This is a genomic window from Ectobacillus panaciterrae DSM 19096 (assembly GCF_000430785.1).
GTDB classification, from domain to species: Bacteria; Bacillota; Bacilli; order Bacillales; family Bacillaceae_G; genus Ectobacillus; species Ectobacillus panaciterrae.
This window is the reverse complement of record NZ_AUMR01000011.1, coordinates 13,496-30,294: the sequence shown is the minus strand read 5'-3', so window position 1 is coordinate 30,294 and position 16,799 is coordinate 13,496. Positions and strand designations below refer to the sequence as shown.

General features: G+C 41.9%; 25 protein-coding genes, 1 pseudogene and 2 riboswitches. Of the genes and pseudogenes, 17 read left to right on the top strand and 9 right to left on the bottom strand.

Annotation, left to right across the window (positions count from 1 at the left end; genetic code table 11):
* Positions 1-62: 62 nt before the first annotated feature.
* Positions 63-168, bottom strand: a riboswitch (SAM riboswitch).
* Between the two features lie 44 nt (positions 169-212).
* The gene (locus H540_RS0103820; RefSeq protein WP_028399488.1) at positions 213-1,403 is read right to left on the bottom strand and encodes a pyridoxal phosphate-dependent aminotransferase; all 1,191 of its coding nucleotides are present in this window, start codon (positions 1,401-1,403) and stop codon (positions 213-215) included.
* Between the two features lie 99 nt (positions 1,404-1,502).
* Between H540_RS0103820 and H540_RS0103815 the strand changes: the two genes are divergently transcribed.
* The 3 genes from H540_RS0103815 (at position 1,503) to mtnA (ending at position 4,816) form a co-directional block, all read left to right on the top strand.
* Positions 1,503-2,282 carry a carbon-nitrogen family hydrolase gene (locus tag H540_RS0103815; RefSeq protein ID WP_028399487.1) on the top strand — a complete coding sequence of 260 codons (780 nt, stop codon included), beginning with the start codon at positions 1,503-1,505 and terminating at the stop codon, positions 2,280-2,282.
* Between the two features lie 74 nt (positions 2,283-2,356).
* Positions 2,357-2,501: riboswitch (SAM riboswitch) on the top strand.
* Between the two features lie 87 nt (positions 2,502-2,588).
* Entirely contained in the window at positions 2,589-3,773 is a 1,185-nt protein-coding gene (gene mtnK, locus H540_RS0103810) for an S-methyl-5-thioribose kinase (protein ID WP_028399486.1), read from the top strand.
* Positions 3,770-4,816, top strand: coding sequence for an S-methyl-5-thioribose-1-phosphate isomerase (gene mtnA / locus H540_RS0103805; RefSeq protein ID WP_028399485.1), 1,047 nt, complete (start codon positions 3,770-3,772; stop codon positions 4,814-4,816). Before mtnK ends, mtnA begins: the two co-directional genes overlap by 4 nt.
* Before the next feature lie 38 nt (positions 4,817-4,854).
* Here mtnA and H540_RS32930 read toward each other — a convergent pair whose 3' ends face one another.
* Entirely contained in the window at positions 4,855-5,007 is a 153-nt protein-coding gene (locus tag H540_RS32930) for a hypothetical protein (protein ID WP_155890935.1), read from the bottom strand.
* A gap of 410 nt (positions 5,008-5,417) precedes the next feature.
* On the opposite strand from H540_RS32930, the gene H540_RS28950 reads away from it, so the two are divergent.
* From H540_RS28950 to H540_RS31750, 6 genes and pseudogenes are all read left to right on the top strand, one after another.
* Positions 5,418-5,906, top strand: a complete 489-nt coding sequence (locus tag H540_RS28950; protein ID WP_051316983.1) for a GerAB/ArcD/ProY family transporter — start codon at positions 5,418-5,420, stop codon at positions 5,904-5,906.
* A 17-nt stretch (positions 5,907-5,923) separates the two neighbouring features.
* Entirely contained in the window at positions 5,924-6,238 is a 315-nt protein-coding gene (locus tag H540_RS0103785; RefSeq protein ID WP_162144524.1) for a spore germination protein, read from the top strand.
* Positions 6,234-6,353, top strand: a complete 120-nt coding sequence (locus H540_RS35455; protein WP_081415007.1) for a spore germination protein — start codon at positions 6,234-6,236, stop codon at positions 6,351-6,353. Before H540_RS0103785 ends, H540_RS35455 begins: the two co-directional genes overlap by 5 nt.
* A 27-nt stretch (positions 6,354-6,380) precedes the next feature.
* Positions 6,381-6,722, top strand: a pseudogene (locus H540_RS35825) (Ger(x)C family spore germination protein); the annotation flags it as partial.
* 96 nt (positions 6,723-6,818) lie between these two features.
* Positions 6,819-7,340, top strand: a complete 522-nt coding sequence (locus H540_RS0103775) for a Ger(x)C family spore germination C-terminal domain-containing protein (protein ID WP_483782870.1) — start codon at positions 6,819-6,821, stop codon at positions 7,338-7,340.
* Between the two features lie 55 nt (positions 7,341-7,395).
* Complete coding sequence (locus H540_RS31750) at positions 7,396-7,542, top strand: YvrJ family protein (RefSeq protein WP_081414999.1); 147 nt, start codon at positions 7,396-7,398, stop codon at positions 7,540-7,542.
* A 125-nt stretch (positions 7,543-7,667) separates the two neighbouring features.
* Here the strand turns inward: H540_RS31750 and H540_RS0103765 are convergent, their stop codons facing one another.
* Positions 7,668-8,285, bottom strand: a complete 618-nt coding sequence (locus H540_RS0103765) for a M78 family metallopeptidase domain-containing protein (RefSeq protein ID WP_034670314.1) — start codon at positions 8,283-8,285, stop codon at positions 7,668-7,670.
* A gap of 99 nt (positions 8,286-8,384) precedes the next feature.
* Between H540_RS0103765 and H540_RS0103760 the strand changes: the two genes are divergently transcribed.
* Complete coding sequence (locus H540_RS0103760) at positions 8,385-8,702, top strand: hypothetical protein (RefSeq protein WP_028399480.1); 318 nt, start codon at positions 8,385-8,387, stop codon at positions 8,700-8,702.
* A gap of 208 nt (positions 8,703-8,910) precedes the next feature.
* On the opposite strand, the gene H540_RS0103755 is transcribed toward H540_RS0103760, so the two are convergent.
* The 3 genes from H540_RS0103755 to H540_RS28945 all read right to left on the bottom strand — a co-directional run bounded on the left by H540_RS0103755 (position 8,911) and on the right by H540_RS28945 (position 9,778).
* A complete protein-coding gene (locus H540_RS0103755) occupies positions 8,911-9,141 on the bottom strand; it encodes a hypothetical protein (RefSeq protein WP_028399479.1) in 231 nt (76 codons plus the stop codon).
* A gap of 113 nt (positions 9,142-9,254) precedes the next feature.
* Positions 9,255-9,425: a hypothetical protein gene (locus H540_RS32925; RefSeq protein ID WP_155890932.1), complete on the bottom strand. Its 171-nt coding sequence runs from the start codon at positions 9,423-9,425 to the stop codon at positions 9,255-9,257.
* Positions 9,422-9,778 (bottom strand): hypothetical protein, encoded by a 357-nt coding sequence (locus H540_RS28945; RefSeq protein WP_155890931.1) that lies wholly within the window; start codon positions 9,776-9,778, stop codon positions 9,422-9,424. Before H540_RS28945 ends, H540_RS32925 begins: the two co-directional genes overlap by 4 nt.
* A 17-nt stretch (positions 9,779-9,795) precedes the next feature.
* Here H540_RS28945 and H540_RS32920 point away from each other — a divergent pair, with 17 nt between their 5' ends.
* From H540_RS32920 to H540_RS0103730, 4 genes are all read left to right on the top strand, one after another.
* Positions 9,796-10,155, top strand: coding sequence for a hypothetical protein (locus H540_RS32920; protein ID WP_155890930.1), 360 nt, complete (start codon positions 9,796-9,798; stop codon positions 10,153-10,155).
* 366 nt (positions 10,156-10,521) lie between these two features.
* On the top strand, positions 10,522-10,971 hold the full coding sequence (locus tag H540_RS0103740) for an NUDIX hydrolase (protein ID WP_028399477.1): 450 nt from the start codon (positions 10,522-10,524) through the stop codon (positions 10,969-10,971).
* A gap of 259 nt (positions 10,972-11,230) precedes the next feature.
* Positions 11,231-11,578: a hypothetical protein gene (locus tag H540_RS0103735; protein ID WP_028399476.1), complete on the top strand. Its 348-nt coding sequence runs from the start codon at positions 11,231-11,233 to the stop codon at positions 11,576-11,578.
* Between the two features lie 84 nt (positions 11,579-11,662).
* Positions 11,663-11,917, top strand: a complete 255-nt coding sequence (locus H540_RS0103730) for a hypothetical protein (RefSeq protein ID WP_028399475.1) — start codon at positions 11,663-11,665, stop codon at positions 11,915-11,917.
* 6 nt (positions 11,918-11,923) lie between these two features.
* Here H540_RS0103730 and H540_RS0103725 read toward each other — a convergent pair whose 3' ends face one another.
* Positions 11,924-12,124 (bottom strand): hypothetical protein, encoded by a 201-nt coding sequence (locus H540_RS0103725; protein WP_028399474.1) that lies wholly within the window; start codon positions 12,122-12,124, stop codon positions 11,924-11,926.
* Between the two features lie 155 nt (positions 12,125-12,279).
* Between H540_RS0103725 and H540_RS0103720 the strand changes: the two genes are divergently transcribed.
* A complete protein-coding gene (locus tag H540_RS0103720) occupies positions 12,280-12,735 on the top strand; it encodes an RDD family protein (RefSeq protein ID WP_028399473.1) in 456 nt (151 codons plus the stop codon).
* A 733-nt stretch (positions 12,736-13,468) separates the two neighbouring features.
* Positions 13,469-13,696: a hypothetical protein gene (locus tag H540_RS0103715; RefSeq protein ID WP_028399472.1), complete on the top strand. Its 228-nt coding sequence runs from the start codon at positions 13,469-13,471 to the stop codon at positions 13,694-13,696.
* A 57-nt stretch (positions 13,697-13,753) separates the two neighbouring features.
* Here H540_RS0103715 and H540_RS0103710 read toward each other — a convergent pair whose 3' ends face one another.
* Complete coding sequence (locus H540_RS0103710) at positions 13,754-14,911, bottom strand: aminotransferase A (protein WP_028399471.1); 1,158 nt, start codon at positions 14,909-14,911, stop codon at positions 13,754-13,756.
* 500 nt (positions 14,912-15,411) lie between these two features.
* Between H540_RS0103710 and H540_RS28935 the strand changes: the two genes are divergently transcribed.
* Positions 15,412-16,398, top strand: a complete 987-nt coding sequence (locus tag H540_RS28935) for an HD domain-containing protein (RefSeq protein WP_051316982.1) — start codon at positions 15,412-15,414, stop codon at positions 16,396-16,398.
* A 49-nt stretch (positions 16,399-16,447) separates the two neighbouring features.
* Here H540_RS28935 and H540_RS33970 read toward each other — a convergent pair whose 3' ends face one another.
* On the bottom strand, positions 16,448-16,618 hold the full coding sequence (locus H540_RS33970; RefSeq protein WP_169729563.1) for a hypothetical protein: 171 nt from the start codon (positions 16,616-16,618) through the stop codon (positions 16,448-16,450).
* Positions 16,619-16,799 lie beyond the last annotated feature (181 nt).

Here is a 16,799-nt window from a genome sequence, read left to right as displayed (position 1 = left end):
GTGATCCCTCCTTGATACAATAAAAAAACCTCTCGACAAGGAGAGGTTTTGGGATACCGTCATCCTTATCTGTCAGCTTTACGCTGCGAGAATTAGCACCGTGCTTACTAATGTAAGTCGGTTGCCGGGCTTCGTCGGGCTCGTCCCTCCGCCTGCTCTTGATAAGAGAAATTATAATACGATTTTGATAATTGGATTTTGCCAGAAAATAATTACGTTGTCAATTGTTTTTTGAAAATTTGTAATTTCGCAATTCGCTGCACAGCTTCGCGAAGACGATCCTCCGTATGCAGGAGACCTACGCGCACATAGCCTTCTCCGTGTTCTCCAAATCCTGCTCCGGGTGCAACTGCCACATGCGCCTTTTCTAGGAGTAAATCGGCGAAGCTTTGCGAAGTGTAGCCTTCTGGCACAGCAAACCACGCAAAGAAAGAACCTTCAGGCGCCAATACATCCCAACCGATTTCATGACAGGCAGAAATAAGCGCATTTCTGCGAGATTCGTACCGATCCACCAATTCTTCGACGCACGTCTGCGGTTGAAGAAGGGCCTGACGCGCCGCTTCCTGTACGGCTCCGAATATGCTGACGTACATATGGTCTTGCAATAGATTAATAGCTTCTATGATACTGGCATTTCCGACAGCGAAAGCGATGCGCCAGCCAGCCATGTTATACGTTTTTGATAATGTGTAAATTTCAATTCCGACATCTTTAGCGCCTTCTGTCTGCAGGAAGCTAAGCGGTTTTTTACCGTTAAAACCAATCGCGCCGTATGCAAAATCATGACATACTAAAATATTATGCTTATTCGCGAAGGAAACCGTTTCTTCAAAAAACTCCTTTGTCGCAATCGCGCCTGTAGGATTGTTTGGATAATTTAAAAACATGAGCTTTGCTCGAGCAGCTGTTTCCGGAGCGATGGATTCATAGTCCGGAAGAAACTCATTTTCTGCCAAAAGCGGCATCATCTCCATTTTGGCTTTAGCCAAAGCTGCGCCGGACCAGTAATCGGGATAGCCCGGATCCGGAACAAGGACAGTGTCTCCTGGTTCTGTAAAGCAGACCGGCAATTCTACAAGTCCAGCTTTTCCACCGAACAAAACGGCGACTTCAGTTTCCGGATTCAGCTTTACGCCGTATTCTCTTTCATAGAAAACAGCAATCGCTTCCTTTAGAGAAGGCTGGCCGCGAAACGGCGGATATTTATGATGAAGCGGCTCCTCTGCCGCTAATTGCAGCGCTTTTACGATATGATCAGGAGTCGGCTGATCGGGATTTCCTTGTCCTAAATTGATGACATCATGACCTTCTGCAATCACTCGGTTCACTTTTTGAACGAGTCCGGCAAAAAACTGAACAGGAAGCTCAGTTAGCGCTCGTGAAGGTTTGAAATGTTTCATGAATCTCACCTCTTTAAAAAATTGTTGCAATGCTAGTGACCAATCATATATCCTTGTGGGGAGTTTGTAAAGAGAAAATTGAAGAAGGGAGATGGTAGAATGAAAGTTGCATGCTTGCAAATGGATATCGCATTTGGAAATGTTTCTAAAAACATAGAAACAGCTGCAAAAGCAGTGGAGAAGGTTATGCAGGAAAGTCCTGATGTAATTGTATTACCGGAGCTATGGACAACTGGCTACGATTTGACTCGTCTTGCTGTTTTGGCGGATGAAGAAGGTCATTTCTCTCAAAATATAGTAAGTGAGTGGGCGAAGCAGTACAGTGTAAATATAGTGGGCGGTTCTATTGCAAAAAGAGCCGGGCACCATGTTACGAATACGATGTATACGTTTAACCGGGAAGGTAAACGTATCGGCGAATACAGCAAGGTTCATTTATTTCAGCTTATGGATGAACACAAGTTTCTGGGAGCGGGAAATGAAACAGGGCATTTTACAATAGACGGCATTTCTTGCGCTGGACTGATTTGCTATGACATTCGCTTCCCGGAATGGGTGAGAACACATACGGCAAACGGAGCTGAGGTTTTATTCGTTGTAGCAGAATGGCCGCTGCCGCGTCTTGCGCATTGGCGTATGCTGCTTCAGGCGCGTGCGATTGAAAATCAATGTTACGTTGTAGCATGCAATCGTGCCGGAAGCGACCCGAACAATATTTTTGCAGGTCATTCCATGGTGATTGACCCATGGGGAGAAATTGTGGCGCAAGCAGGAGAAGAGGTCGCTAGTTTAATAGCGGATATCGATTTGCAGAAAATTTCTGAAGTGCGCAAGGGTATTCCCGTGTTTGCGGATCGGCGTCCCGATTTATATGAATAAAAAAACTGTTGACAAATAGATTTTATTCTTGTTATATTCTTTTTCAGAATCTCGAAACTTTCTGACAACTGAATCTCTTATCTAGAGCAGGTGGAGGGACTTGGCCCGATGAAACCCAGCAACCGGCCGTAATACCATTGTAAAATGGGGCGACAACGAGTCGCCTGTAAGGCACGGTGCTAATTCCAGCAGAAAGAACATCTTTCTGACAGATAAGAGGGGAGAAGCTGCCTTCAAACCTCTTTCGTCATCGAAAGGGGTTTTTTATTTGAAAACCCCGCTACCAAACTATTAGGGGGAAAAATCATGACATACAAACCATTAACAGAAGAAACAGCTGTAGAGCTGGCAAAGAAAATAGGCCCTTTCAAAGAAGGTGCAAACATAGCATGCCGTGAAATCGGTGATGGCAATTTGAATCTTGTCTTTCATATTCAAGACGAAACAAAAGGCATTATTATAAAACAAGCTCTTCCTTACGCAAAGGTGGTAGGAGAAAGCTGGCCGCTGTCGCTGCGCCGTGCGACAATCGAAAGCAATGCACTACGGACTCATGCCAAATATGTGCCTGAGTTTGTTCCAGAGGTACATTACCACGATGAAGAGCTGGCTGTCACCGTAATGGAAGACCTTTCACGTTTGACTATTGCTCGTAAAGGACTTATTGATGGTGAAGATTATCCTTTGTTGTCACAACATATCGGGACATTTATCGCCAAAACTTTATTCTACACATCCGACTTTGGGCTTGAAGCACAAGAAAAACGTGTGCTGGACGGAAAATTTGTAAACCCGGACTTGTGTAAAATTACTGAAGATTTAGTATTTACAGATCCGTTCGCGGATATTGATACGAACGCATTTGAACCGGAATTGAAGAAAGATGTAGAGACGCTGTGGCGGGATGAAGAGCTACAGGTTAAAGCTGCACAGGTGAAATATAAATTTTTAACAAGAAAAGAAGCGCTTATACACGGTGATTTACATACAGGCAGCATTTTTGCAACAGAAACAGAAACGAAAGTAATTGACCCTGAGTTTGCGACTTTTGGTCCAATCGGTTTTGATTTAGGCCAGTTCTTTGCAAATTTGCTGCTGAACGCAATTTCTCGTGAAGAAAGCAAAAGAGATATTTTGTTCTATCACGTGGAAAATACATGGAAGGTCTTCGCAAGCACTTTCACAAAGCTTTGGGAAGAAGAAGGAACAGAAGCCTATACGAAAACGAAGCAATGGCTGCCAATCGTTTTGCAAGACATTTTCGCAGATTCTGTTGCATTTGCAGGCTGTGAAATCATTCGCCGTACAATCGGCTTAGCACATGTTGCTGATTTAGACGGCATCGCAAACGAAGAAACAAAACTAGAGGCAAAGCGGCACGCGCTGCTTCTGGGTCGAGCTTTATTATTGCATCATGAGCAAGCGAAGGACGCTGAAATTTTCCGCACATATTTTACAAATACGCAGCAAAGAAAGGAAGTGGAGGCGTGAGCACGGTTTTATCCATCCCTCGCTCTGTTTCATGGAACGGTGACTCAATCAGTCTTTTAAATCAAACGAAACTGCCTATAGAGGTGGAATATAAAACATTAACAACTGTTCAAGATGTGTGGGAGAGTATTGTTGCGCTAGAAGTGCGCGGCGCTCCGGCAATCGGAATTACGGCTGCTTTCGGGCTGGCGCTGGCTGCGAAAAACTACGAAGCAGAAGATATCACGGAGTTTCTGGAGAATTTGCAAACGAACAGAGCGTATCTCGCAAGCTCTCGTCCGACAGCTGTAAACTTGTTTTGGGCACTTGACCGGGTAACGGCAAGCGTGGATGATACATTCACGGTTGAAGAAGCAAAGCAACGCGTTGAACAGGAGGCGCTTTTGATTCAAGAAGAAGATGAACGTGTTTGCCGAACGATTGGAGAGCATGCTTTAACGCTGTTTCAAGAAGGAGACAGCGTGCTGACTATTTGTAATGCGGGCAGCATCGCAACGGCGCGCTACGGAACGGCATTGGCTCCATTTTATCTTGCGAAAGAAAAAGGAATGAACTTGAAAGTATATGCTAGTGAAACACGACCTGTATTGCAAGGAGCTCGTTTGACAACATGGGAATTGCAGCAGGCAGGTGTTGATGTAACTCTTATTACAGACAATATGGCAGCAAATACAATTCAGACAAAAGGGATTTCTGCGATTATCGTCGGAGCGGACCGCATTGTTTCAAACGGCGATACTGCAAACAAAATCGGCACATTTGGTCTTGCCATTTTGGCAAAGTATTTCAACATTCCGTTTTACGTAGCAGCCCCGCTGTCCACATTTGATCCTACGCTTGAAACAGGAAAGGATATTATTATTGAAGAACGTAATACAGAAGAGGTTACCCATATTCAAGGAGTGCGCACAGCCCCTGAAGGAATCGGCGTGTACAACCCAGCCTTTGATGTAACACCGAATGAACTCATTACAGCGATTATTACGGAGCAAGGCATTTTGCGAGGCAATTATAAAGAAGAAATCGCTAGATTATTTGAATAAAAAAAGGAGCTTCCGTTTTTTGGATGCTCCTTTTTTTATCATCGATTTACAAGAGAGAGAATGATAAATACGACAAGGCCAGCGAGCAGCAAATAGATGATAAATTTAAAAGCTGCACCGGCTAATCCAATTACAAACTTTAATAACAAAATTACTAATAGACCGACTAAGATATAAGATAAAATTTTCATGGTGTCACCCCTATTTTCATAATATATTGCTGTTATTTTTACTATATCAAAGCTTGCAGAGAAAATGATGAAGTATAAAAGTTTTGTAATCTGTTTCTTTATAAATGATACCAACCTGTTATATGCGAGGTGCATTTGTTTTAGACAATATCGCCATACTAGAAAAAAGGGAAGAGCATTGTATAGGAGGAGAGGGAAATTACCACATTTGTATATATGTTCTGTTTTGTTATAATGACAGCGTTTATGGCCTTTTTAGATTCTATTCTCAATTCTCAAACCTTTGCACATTCCCTCGTTTATCTCCTTGCTAATTCAAGAAATCGTTACATAGTGTTATTTTCTGTCGCTGCAAGCTTAATCTGGTGCTTTATTAATGATTATCGAAGCAAAAAAAGGACGAATGGTCAATGAAACAAATTACAAAGGAATATATTTCTCTTTGGCAATTGTTCATTTTAATTATGAATTTTGAACTTGGAAGCGCTGTTGTCATTGGAATCGGTGTGGGTGCAAAACAGGATGCGTGGCTGGCTGTGTTTCTGGCATCTATATTTGGAGCCGCATTAATGTATGTATATTGTAAGATTGTTGAATTTTCAAAAGGAAAAAACTTGTACGGTATGTTGGATCAAGCTTTTGGAAAATGGATTGGTCGGACTATATCAGTTTTTTACACTATTTATTTTTTTTACATAGCAGCGCGTGTTATCCGTGACTTTGCGGAATTGATCAGCAGTGCCATATTACCTTATACACCAATCGAAGTGGATGTATTTTGTCTCACGTTTCTCGTTGCTTATATAGTGTATAAAGGAATCGAAGTGATGGGACGAACGACAGAGGTTTTTATGCCTTTTGTTTTATTTTTTATAGTGGCTTTCATACTTCAGATTTAAATATACTTCCTGTCCGATTGGTTCATATAGATGGGATCCTTGTATTCTTTAGCACCCTGGTTGACTCGCAGCACATGAATGAACAACTGGCTCAAGTATTAACAGACATTGATTTAGATTATAATCATGAAATAACCAGCAGCTGTATATTAGAAGATGTACGGAAACGGTTTATTAATGGGCTTCCGTATCAATATGTTCATGATAAACACCAAGCTATGACGGCTCTATTAAAAGGTTATGCGCTTCTGTTGCTGGAAGGAATAGAAATCGGTTTAGCGCTCCAGCTGAGAAAAGTAGAAGCGCGCGCTATTAGATTCCGGACAAATTGAAGAATTTATTGCAGACAAGGCCATTACAATCTTCCCTACTACTTATAATACAGAACGACCTAATACGGTTGCAGGACACTTACTGGAAGGGAAAGCAGTGGTACAAGTTCAGTAATTGTAGTTGAGGAGGGCAACTCTATACATGAACTTATTAGAGAGGATACAGTCAAAGGTTACATGTGAATTGATTTATTCACACTTACAAATGTTTGTTATCAGTGAAGATGTAGGAAGGAAAGGGCTTGATGATATTATAGATTGACTGGAGCGAAACCGCCAAATTCGAACCGGCTTGAATCTTATAGTGGCGAAAGATTCCACTGCATTTCAAGTGTTAGAGACGTCTTATCCAATTCAAAAAGTGACTACGCTTAAGATGAAAAGGCAGCTTAAGACTGCCAGTAAGCATTGGGGGCTAAGTCCTGAGGTGCAAGTTCAGGAATTTTTGGAATCGCTAATTGCCAGTGGAAAGCAAGCGGTTTTGCCTGCCTTCACCTTTAAACAAAATGATGGAGGGGGCAGCGCGAATGGTAAAACGGAAAAGAAGCCTAACCCTGTTGCTGCCATCACACATTTAGCTGTGTTCAATAAGGACAAACTAAGGGGCTTCTTATCAATGCAAGACGCAAAGAATTATATGTGGATACAAGGAAGCATAAAACAAACGGAACTAGATACCTTTTGCAAGGCAGAGAAAAAACGGAAATTTATGGTTAGACTTTACGATATTCATACGGGTGTAAAGGCCTTTTATAAAGACGGCATCCCTCATTTTCAAGTTAATATTCAGCAGGAGGGAAGAATTGATAGTGCAGTATGCAATCGCTCTCTTTTGAATAATGCTACATACAAAGAATTCAATAAGAGGGTAAATGAATCAGTTGAGAAAGATATTTTACAAACCATTCACAAAGTGCAAACAGAATTTAAGGCTGATATTTTCGGTTTTGGCGAGAGGATGTACCGTCAAAACTATAAGCAATTTAAAAAGGTGAAAAACTGGAATGAAGAGTTTGTTCGCGCCAAGATTCAAGTGAATGTGACGACAAATCTCAACCGTTCCGGAATTCGGACAAATTCTTTTATTGATGCTGTAAAATAATAAGCCTATTTGCTCTTTTCTCGTTTATATATAAAGCGAGAAAGGAGGAATGGGCATGGAGGAATGGATATCCTTAATCGGCAATGTCGGGTTTCCTATTGTGGTTACACTCTATTTGCTGCATAGGATTGAAAGCAAGCTTGATGCTGTTGTACTGGCAATTGAAAAGCTGCCGCAGCAATGGAAGCAAACAGTTGAATGATGAGGGAGCACCGGGAAACTGGTGCTCTTTCCCGTACATTCTACTTTTTTGTATATACAATGTGATGGGAAAGCAGAGAGAAATATTTTACATATACCCAATCTTCTCCACAAAAAAAGTAGCCTCTACAGGTTACTTTTTTTGTGGAGAAGAGGGCTCTGCAGCGCTGTTTCAAGCTGATTGGCTGAGAGAAGACGGTCAAGCTGCCGAATGTGCTTTGGAGTGGGAACGACAGCATGCATCAAATTAAAAGGATCAGGGTGGTGAACAGAGCCATGCGGGGAATCGGGATCAGCATTTGTAAGGAAGCCGTCTTTACGGCGCGTAAGAAGAATATGTCCAAGCTCATGAGCCAGCGTATACATATTAGGACGGGAGGCGGCAGAGTTTGTCAATAAGATAAATCCTTTCCATGTGTCTTTGCAGCGCTGGGAATAAGCACAGCCAATCACATGAGGTTCTTGAAAATAATCACCGCCCACATAGCAAACGTAAATTTCGGATTCGGGAGAAAGAGAGGCGCATTTTTGCAGCAAGCTATGCACTTTCGGCTGTTCTCTAAACGGTGTAATGTAGCTGATCTCCCGGTCACGAAAGGTATAGGCGGAAAGCTGGATTACTTTGTTTAGCTGAAAAGAAATAGGACGCCAAATTTCTTTTGACAATACAAAGTCCCGCTGGATGCGATTGCCTCTTGTTTCCGCTTCAGGAGTAATACAAACACATACTTTTACATAGGTCATACAAACACCTCGAACGTGGGATATAGCAGTGTATGTAAATGGGACGAATTTGCTTGTACCTTTGTCCCGGCATATAAGAAAACCATCTCGTTTTCTTAAATGAATCTTCGTAAAGTCGTTACATCATTTTTTATGCGAATGGTGTTAGATGAAGGAGAAGAGTTAGATGAAGGAGAAGAGTTAGATGAAGGAGAAGAGTTAGATGAAGGAGAAGAGTTAGGCGAAGGAGAAACGTTAGGTGAAGGAGAAGCGTTAGGCGAAGGAGAAACGTTAGGTGAAGGAGAAGCGTTAGGTGAAGGAACAGTGTTAGACAAAAGCGGAGGCAGCGGTATATCGCCTTTGCCAAGCAGACTGTTTAAATTTGTTATCATTTGCACGAATTGCTCATCATTGATCATGCCACTTGTATGCCAATAGCAGGCCATCGAATAGGCTAAAGAGCTTGTATCTACTTGTACATTCACGTTGACATTGGAATTTCCGCTGTTTTTAATGCTTGCATGGTTGCGCATTCTATCTCCCTCCCTTTTATAAAGAAAAAGGCTACAAGAGTAGCCCATGGAACTGTCAGCAATTGTGGTTTTGTTTTTTTCCCCGGCTCTTTTTCTTGTAACAGCTTCTCTTGTTATTGATCATTTTTCACTAACTTATTAAGCAGCGGAATTAAAGACGCAAGTAATTGTTCATTTAACAGTCCATTGTTTGTCATAGCTGGTGATGCAGCTGTGGTTGTGTCAGCAATCAAATTTGATACGGCATCTCCCTCTTGACTTTGATTTGATCGTACTTCGGAGTCCGCATTTAAACTCACGCTGGAGTTACCGCTGTTTTGAATGTGTGCATGGTTTTTAGTCATTTAAGATCCTCCCTTATGGATAAAAAGTCACCTTTATATAGTAGCCTGTGGCAGTACTGGCAATTGTGGTTTTGTTTTTTCCTTCTTGTCGTTTCTTGTAACAGCCTTCCTTGTTATTGCTGCTCGTCGCTTACTATCCTGTTAAGCATGGGAATCAGCGAAGCGAGCAGTTCTGTGTTCAATAGATCGTTGTTCGGATCATTTTGTCGCGTTCTCGCATTTGATGCGGTAGTTGCCACTTGATCTTGATTTGTTCCTACCTCGGAGTCGATATTTAAACTCACTCTGGAGTTACCACTGTTTTGAATGTGTGCATGGTTATGTGTTCTTCCATTTTCTGAACCAGCACCGCCAGCACCACCGCCAGCACCACCGCGAGCGTCACCGCCGGCACCATCGCCAGCACCACCGCCGGCACCACCGCGAGCGTCACCGCCGGCACCACCGCGAGCGTCACCGCCGGCACCACCGCGAGCGTCACCGCCGGCACCACCGCGAGCGTCACCGCCGGCACCATCGCCAGCACCACCGCCGGCACCACCGCGAGCGTCACCGCCGGCACCACCGCGAGCGTCACCGCCGGCACCATCGCCAGCACCACCGCCGGCACCACCGCGAGCGTCACCGCCGGCGCCATCGCCAGCACCACCGCCAGTGCTTGAATTGTTATTATCAGTGCTTGAATTGTTATTATTAGTGTTATCATTGCTGCGTGCAGTATTATTATCCATCACTTCACCAATGAAACTTTGCCCTAAAACATTTGCTAAATTATTATTTCTGTTGCGCCTAACCGAAGCTAAAGCATTTGCTAAATTATTGTTTCTGTTGCGCCTAGCCGAAGCCAAAGCATTTGCCAAATTATTATTTCTGTTGCGCCTAGCCGAAGCCAAAGCATTTGCCAAATTATTATTTCTATTGTTTCTAGCCAAAATGACCTCTCCTTTTTCCATCTCCTCAATATGGTTACACCATACTTTATGCACGCTGGGACAAAGGAGTTTGGGCAAATGAACTAGTACAAACGCTGGTTTTTTGTACTGGTATGATAGATGGAGCGGAAATGAAAATGCCTAATGGATTATGTAAGCTATATAAATGCAACTAAAAAAATCGACATAAAAACTTCTCTTTTAGGGGGGAGAGAGCATCCAACTAAGCATAGAAGCGGTCAAACCCTTTTCGTGGCCCATGCAGGGGTAAGCCAGAGAGAGGGAGCGAGTGCAGTTTCCCTTTTGTTCTACGTGGTAAACGATAGATATGTCGGAATAACAAAGTGGACTTATATAAGTAAATCATTCGAGCTTTTTATTTTTTGAGAGGTTGTCAACAGAATAGGAAGAGTAGTAGAGTAGAAAGGAGCGAGGAGGAGAGCCGCAAATGAGGTATATTCAAGAATTACGAAACATAGTAGGGACAAGACCGCTCATTATTGTCGGGTCGGCAGTTATTGTTTTAAATGAAAAGCATGAAGTACTTCTGCAGCTCCGGTCAGACACGTTGGATTGGAGTGTTCCTGGAGGGGCAATGGAGCCGGGGGAAACAATAGAGGACACTGCGGCACGCGAGCTGCTTGAAGAAACAGGTTTACATGCCCAAGCATTTCGTTTTCTGGGCGTTTTATCGGGTCAGGCCTTATATTATAAATATCCGCACGGAGATGAGGTATATAATGTAATCAATGTTTTTCAAGCGGACGGAGCAGAAGGAGTGCTTCAGCTTGATGAAGAAGGTTTGGATTTAAAATACTTTCCGGTAGACAGATTGCCGAAGCTGAATGCTACTACAGAAAAGATTCTGCACAAGTTTTTTGTGGTGTTAACTGAATAAAAAAGAAGGCTTCCAAGTTCAGAAGCCTTTTCAGCATGAACGCATGGGGAAAATCCAAATTGGTGCATTTTGTTCCTATGTATATGCAGCAGTACTCCTCTATATGACAAAAACAGATAAACGTACAACGCTCAAGTTTAAAAGGATTCTTGTTTGTTTACACCCGGCCAAAAATCCTTACTTGCAAAGACAAACACCCTCAACCTTCCAGTCATTCCAGCATATGCTGGTACAGGCAGTTCGGAAAGGAGCATGAGGCGTGAGGGGGATTGCAGCCGCTGTGGGATGTGCCGGAACGCTTTGCTTAAAACTGATTTGGATGCTGGTGTTTGCTTGGAGTCCTGATTTTCTATTCATATGGGTGCAGCTTTATATAGCCAGCTTCTTTTTGTTTGGAGTGCTGGGGGCGCATTGGCTTGGCAAGTATATATGGTATGTGCTGATCGGTGCGTTTTTGCTTTCGTATGTTTTATATCTCAGCGAAGCGGCAGATGCAACCGTACTTTTATATGTCACTGCTTTAAAGGATAGTCTCCTTATAGTGGGCAGTATGTTGTTTGGAAACGGTGTATACAAGCTGTTATTTAATAAGATCACCAGTAAGTAAGGGAGCCGGGGGATTGCACCTGGCTTTTTTTGGCTTTATAAGAAGCTTATAAAGCGTTGCATACTAAGAAAAAGGAGGGTGTCCATGGCGGCGGTTCTTATTATTAGTACAGCTTGTTTGCTTAGTTACAGCATATGCAAATTGTTTTTAGAGAATGCATTTGTGTCGTATATTCCCTCTCTGTTGTATATGTTCGGAGGAGCATATTTCTTGATGCTGTTTTTTATGGGTTCCGGGAAAATGGGGGAAGAGCTGCGCATATGGGCATTGATTTTAATCGGAGCAGCGCTAGGCAGTTTTTTTGTGTCAGCGTGGCTGCAATATCGGCGTGAGCAATAAAAAAGCTTATGAGGCCTCGTTCACCCTTCCTTGAAAAAGGTGCATAAGCCAGACTATAAAGTAAACTTGATCTTTTTGGAATGTAACGCCTAATTGGCCTGTATAAAAATAAGTATGATCGAATTCTTGTGAATGAACAGATAATCCATTCACAATGGCGAGATCGCCAAATGAAATGCTGTAATCGATTTCACGTTGTACTGCCATTTTCCATTCCTCGCTTTAATAGTACTCTCTTTTTCATTGTAGCACGGCTGTTTTCAATTTGTTACAAAAGGGCGCAGAGTCCCTTGTTTACAAGTAATAAATGGACATGTTACGATGAACATCGTAAAGAATGTACAGAAAGGTAGACCGTGAATATGAACCTGAAAATGCATCGCCCGGCTGTAACAATGAATCGCATTGGAGCCGCTGTTATGGATATGTTTCTTATTTCTCTTCTGTATGGAGCGATTGTTGCGCTGGCAACAGGAAATTACAGCGCCATTGCGAATCGATTTAATGTGAGCTTCGGCGATTACCGCTATGATTTTACGCTTGCGTTTGTATTAATGTCAGCATATTTTGTGATTCTGCCCCTGTTATGGAATGGTTGTACGGTAGGAAAGAAGTTTACACGTACGCGTCTTGTGAAGCAAAATGGCGAAAAAGCCGGATTTGGCACACTTGTATTGCGTTTTATTTCCGTGCTCATTCCTAATATGGTATTGCTTGGCATTCCCGCAATCGTGAATGTATATATGATGCTGTTTCGACGGGATAATCGGGGATACCATGACTTGGCAGTAGGAACGAAGGTTGTCAGTACGATATAAAAAAGAAGAAGGGCAACGATTATCTTCTTTTAATCAATGGAGAAATAAAAACCATTCAAGCTATAATCATTACGGAAAATCAAAATCGTCATATTACAGTGAGTGCAAATCAATTTTGTCCGCATGAGCAGTCATATTATAAACATATATTGCACTATGCAGCAAGAATATAGGTGTATATCATAATAATTGTATATACGTTCGATATAATTCGACATAGAATGTAGAACAATTATTTTTTAAGTTTTATGGAATTGGTTTCAGAAATCCTTATCATTCTTCAATTTCTCTTATCTAATTTTTCTGAAAATATTTTCAGGATTTATGCATAGTTTTACAAAATTCGATAAGGATAGTTGGTATAATAGTTTTATATAGGACTGGCATCTCCTATATAAGTACCCTCCATTGAAGGGCACGCATCGGTGGGCGTGCCTTCTTTTTTATGAAAATGTTAACCTCAATTCTTTTTTATTTCTTTATCTGCGGTGCGTGAGCTCAAATCTAAAAAATGATTTAGGAGTTTAAACGTATGGATCATAAAGTATGGGAAGCTGCCTCTGGCAGCTTTTTTTTATAGATAAGGTATAAAATTTGGCTCTGCACCTGAACGAGCCGGTTCCGCTTTTCTTAATAGGCAATCCGACAATTTTTTTATTTTATTCGGCACACGATTTGGAATAGCTGAATATGATGATTACTGTAAAGCATCACCTTGAAGGAGGTGAAATGAATGGATAACTTTATGAAGTTTTTCTTAGCTGCATTTGTCGGATGGCTTTGGACAATGACAGCAGGAACAATTGACAGCTCTCTTACTTCTTTCTTCCATTTCTTTAATATTAGTGCTTTAGACGGATTTTTTAATTTCGTAAAATATATTGTGACATTTATCGGATGGTTTGCCGTAGCATTCTTTGGCTTCCGTGTACTTCGCGATGCGTGGAAAACACGCGGTTAATTTTACGATAAATTGTAAGCGTTTACGCAGAACTAAGCAGAGAGCTTTGCTCTCTGCTTAGTTCTGTTCCTTCAAAAATTGCTCTAAGCGGTCGCATCCTTCCATAAGCAGCTCCATGCTGTAGGCATAAGAAAGGCGTATGTAACCTTCGCCGTAATCTGAAAATGCGCTTCCCGGCACGACTGCAAGACCAGCTTCTTTTACTAGACGCAGTGAAAAATCAAAGGAGCTTTGTTCAAATGTTCCGATGTAAGGAAACAGATAAAAAGCGCCGCTGGGCTTTTCTACCTGAAGTCCCATGCTTGTGAGCCGGTGATATACATAGTCCCGTCTTTTTTTATATTGATGGCGCATCATGCGTGGGGCATCTTTGGCAGCAGTAAGTGCTTCAATTGCTGCATACTGGGAGATAGAAGACGCACAAGTCACGTTATATTGATGCACTTTCAGCATTTCCTTCGTGATATAGGCAGGTGCAAACAGGAATCCGATGCGCCAGCCAGTCATGGAATGAGATTTAGATAAACCATTTATTACAATTGTTTTATTTCTCATAGAAGCTATTTGCGCAATAGACGTGTGGGCGCCTTCATATACAAGCTCGCTGTAAATCTCATCGGAAAGTACAAAAATATCCTTCTCTTCCAATACATTTGCAATTTTTTGCAGCTCTTCTTTATTTAAGGTAACGCCAGTCGGATTAGATGGATACGGTAAGACAACACAGCGCGTTTTCTCTGTAATGGCAGCTGCGAGCGCTTCTGCTGTAAGACGAAAACCTGTTTCACGCACATCGATAAAGACAGGTGTTGCTCCGCAAAGGCGGATAATAGGTTCATATCCCGGGTAAACAGGAGCAGGAAGAATAACTTCTGATCCTTCTTCTAAAATGGTGCGAAACGCAATATCAATAGCTTCGCTCGCGCCTGTTGTTACAATAGTTTCCTCTAGGGGATCATATACTTGTCCGTAGCGTTCTTTTACAAATTGACAAGCAGCTTGTCGCAGTTCGGGCATCCCGGCATTATGTGTATAGCTTGTAATGTTATCCGTAATGGCACGCTTTCCGGCTTCCTTCACAAGAGACGGCGTCGGAAAATCAGGTTGTCCAATTGTAAGAGCTACAAGATTTTCATATTTTTGAATCATGTTGAAAAATTGTCGGATACCGGAAATTTGAATGTTTTTTACACGAGGATTTAACAAATATTTCATAAGTTCTCCCTTTCTTCCGTAGCAAAATGTCTTTTTATTGTACCATATTTGCTTTCATAAGGGGATGTTATGCAGAATGTAGTTATTAAGAAAGAGGGACGGGCCTTGTTATACTAGAGTACAAAGAGTACAAAGAGTACAAAGAGTACAAAGAGTACAAAGAGTACAAAGAGTACAAAGAGTACAAAGAGTACAAAGAGTACAAAGAGTACAAAGAGTGCGAAGGGGAGAGGTGATTTGGATTTGTGCCGTTGCGAAAGAACAAACTATATATAAGTGAAAAAATGTTTTTTGATAGTGGGTAGAGATTAAAAGACGTGCAGAAGCGGTCAAACCTTTGGTTCATGCAAGGGTAAACCAGAGAGAAGAAGCATACCATGTTTGACAAATAAATTGTTAACGAATAGTTAATTTCCTCTAACGTTTTTCAGAAAGAATGAATATAATACCAAACCTATCATATGTATGATGATAATCTCATGAAAACGGGTGGTGAAAGAATGCAACAAACCTTTAGTCAAGCATTCATATACGAACCGCTTTATCGGCATGAAATTAAGGCGTTTCCTCATGAGTTGGAATTATTTCAGTCGAAAACGCTGCGAAGATTGAAGTTCCTGAGCCATTATGGAACTGCGTCTTTATTTTCTTCTATTATGCATTCTCGTCTTGATCATACAGTCGGTGTCTGGTCTATTATCTCTCGTTTCTTTCCGAAAGATGAAGAGCTGCGTCTGGCGGCACTGCTGCATGATATCGGACATTTGCCGTTTTCCCATGCAGTAGAAAAAACGCTGGGCTTTAATCATCATAAAAATACAGAGAGGCTTGTACAGGACGGGGAGGTCTCCTGTATCCTTCAAAAATATGGATATAGCCCTGAACGGATTGTCAGCTTATTGAATACAGATACTCCTCTTACAAGTAATACGAATTATCTGGGCGCTGACCATTTCGACAGCTTTTTGCGGGATGCGTATTTTGTAGGGGGAACGCCGCAAAAGCCGCATGAGTTTCTTGACAACGTAGGATTCAGTGGAAACTTCATTGAAACTGACGTGGAAACGGGGCTTCACATTATGGATGCGATGGTGTTGGATCACCTTTCCTTTCTCAGTCCGTATGCACTTGCGGTAGATGGGCTGCTTGCCAAGGCGGTAGAAGCTTACGGGAGATTTCATGAAGTGGACATTTCCTTTATTGAACCGCTCACAAATTATGAGCTTATGTATCATTTGCAAACGAGCGAATGTCCGGTTGTAAAAGAACTGATGAACATCATTCTTTGGGAACCTCATCGTATTATCGTTTCGGAACAAGACAGCGGGAATATGATGAAGGTAGAGGTCAAAAAGATTTACGATAAAGAGGTACTTGTGGGAGGGCAGCCTATCACTCTCTTGTCCGAAGGGGCGAAAGAAAAACTTCGGCGGGTAAAATCGCTGCAAAAAACTTATTTTGTCACATACGATACCTCTGCTTTGTAGCAGAGTTTTTCTATTGAAAAAGACCGTGATTGCTCACGGTCTTGCAGCGTTAATATCCGTATTCCCAGTCAATCTCTTCTTCGCTCCAAAGGATAGAACATGATTTTCCAAAATGAACCATTTTCTCGCGGTTATACAGCTCTTCGCATGCCGCTTTGTCAATATTCTCAAGTACCATGAAAACTTCCTCGTTCACCAACACAAGTGCGGTTCCTGTCATTTTTCATTTCCTCCTATCGCGTTCCTTAACCCATTTATATTGTAGTCTTATTTGGTGTATTATGGTACCTGCTGCGCTTTCATTTCGAAAAGTTGTAACATTTCAAACAAGATATTTACACAATTTCCACTCGGAACAGAAAGAAAATTCTAAATTTTTAATAAAATGTTTCCATAAAAAT